At 61.8% G+C, this 2,053-nt stretch carries 1 protein-coding gene and 2 pseudogenes; all 3 read left to right on the forward strand.

Features of this window, described 5'->3' with window-relative positions:
* Nucleotides 1-722 (forward strand): annotated as a pseudogene (locus VOI29_RS24290) (hypothetical protein); the annotation flags it as partial.
* Between the two features lie 107 nt (nucleotides 723-829).
* Nucleotides 830-1,744, forward strand: coding sequence for a DMT family transporter (locus VOI29_RS24295; RefSeq protein WP_323784440.1), 915 nt, complete (start codon nucleotides 830-832; stop codon nucleotides 1,742-1,744).
* Nucleotides 1,745-1,799: 55 nt separating this feature from the next.
* Nucleotides 1,800-2,053 (forward strand): annotated as a pseudogene (locus VOI29_RS24300) (ATPase); the annotation flags it as partial.

The following is a 2,053-nucleotide window of genomic DNA, read 5'->3' on the forward strand; positions in this document are numbered from 1 at the left end:
AATTCAACCAGAACTTCAGCGCTTATGGCGGCGTGCGGCTTCAGACGATGGAGGCCGAAGTCTCCATCCCTGTGTTCGGCGGCTATGCAGCCAGCGGTGACCGCGATGAAGGCTTCGGCTATCTGGCCGGCGTCGCCTATGAACGGCCGGACATCGCACTGCGGATTGCGCTGACCTACTTCTCGGAAGTCGACCACGACGTCAGCACAGTAGAAAGCGGCGGCGGCCTGCCTGGCCCGTTCACCTCGACAACCGCCATCAACACGCCGCAGGCAGTGAATCTGGATTTCCAGACCGGCATTGCCAAGGACACGCTGCTGTTCGGCGGCGTGCGCTGGGTGGAATGGTCCAAGTTCAACATTTCGCCCACCTTCTACAGCGGCACGCTGATCGGCCGGCCGCTGGTGTCTTTTGCAGATGACCGCTACACCTACACCTTGGGTGTGGGCCGCAAGTTCAATGAAAACTGGTCGGGCTCTGTGTCGGTCAGCTATGAGGAAACACTGGGCGGTTTCCAGTCCAATCTCAGCCCGCAGGACGGCCGCTTGGGTCTGACGGTCGGTGCTAAATACAAGCAAGGCAACATGAGCATCTCCGGCGGTGTGAACATCACCCGCGTCGGCAGTGCCCAAACCGTGGTCAGCCAGGCGCCCTTTGCCACATCGCAATTTGGCGACAACACATCGGTCGGGGTCGGCTTCAAGGTAGGCTACCACTTCTGATCCTGCCGCAGTTCCGGATCCAGCCCCGCCCGGTTTTTTCGGGCGGGGTTTTCTTTTGCCGCAAGAAACGGGTCGCTTGAGACAGTCAGCCACGCTAGCTGAACCGCATGAGCCCGCAAAAAACACTCTCCCCCCGCGCCTGGGCCGAGCTGATCCTGCTCGGTCTGATCTGGGGTGCCTCATTCCTGTCGATCCGCATCGCCCTGGATGAAATTCCCGTTCTCACTTTGGTGCTGCACCGCTGCGGCTGGGCGGCACTGTTCCTCTGGGCCGTGGTACTGGCCATGCGGATACCTGTCCCCAAGGAATTGCGGATCTGGGGGGCGTTCCTGATAATGGGCCTGCTGAACAACGTGATCCCGTTCGGGCTGATGGCCTGGGGGCAGCTGCACATCGAGACCGGCCTCACCTCGATCCTGAATGCGGCAACGGCAATTTTCGGGGTGATCGTCGCTGCACTGCTCTTTGCGGATGAGCGGCTGACGGCCCGCAAGGCGCTGGGAGTGGGGCTTGGGTTCCTTGGCGTGGCAACCGCCATCGGGCTTGAGCAACTTGCCCGCTTCGACCTGCGCAGCACAGCGCAACTGGCAGTGCTCGCGGGCACCGTCTCATATGCATTTGCCAGCGCCTGGGCGCGTTTCAAACTGAGCGGCCTGCCGCCGCTTGTCGCGGCCGCCGGAATGCTGACCGGCTCCACCCTGTTCCTCGCCCCCGCGGCGCTGCTGATCGACGGTGCGCCTGTCCTGGCGCTGGAGATGCGCACTTGGGCCTCCATCGCCTATTTTGCCCTGCTCGCCACGGCGGGGGCCTATCTGCTTTATTACCGGGTGCTGGAGCTGGCGGGCAGCGGCAACCTGATGCTGGTTACCCTGATCATCCCGCCGGTGGCCATTCTGTTAGGCGCGCTGGTCCTGGGGGAAGCGCTGAAGCCGCAAGCCTATGCAGGCTTTGCCCTTCTGGCTGCAGGCCTGATCATCCTGAACGGCAAACCCGTCTTGCGGCGCAAGCGCGCACGGAATTGACCAAGCCCGCGCAGGCGATTAGCAAGGCGTGAAACCTTCAAGGACTTGGGATCTCATGCTGTACTCTTCTGCGCAGGACTGGCGCGATGCGCCGAACAAACGGGTGCTGTTCTTTGGCATGTCCGGGCTTGGCAAAACCTATGTCAGCAACATCCTGCGCGGGGCCGGCCGCTGGTTCCATTATTCAATCGATTACCGCATCGGCACCCGGTACATGGGCGAATACATCGCCGACAATGCCAAGGCCGAAGCGATGAAAGTGCCGTTCCTGCGCGACCTTCTGCTCACAGATTCGATCTACATCGGCTC

Source organism: Leisingera sp. (genome assembly GCF_034669605.1).
In the GTDB taxonomy this organism is placed as follows: Bacteria; Pseudomonadota; Alphaproteobacteria; order Rhodobacterales; family Rhodobacteraceae; genus Leisingera.

What these genes read in the sequence shown, in the direction of transcription:
- VOI29_RS24295 (WP_323784440.1), top strand. Translation starts at nt 830, where the DNA reads ATGAGCCCGCAAAAAACACTCTCCCCCCGCGCCTGGGCCGAGCTGATC.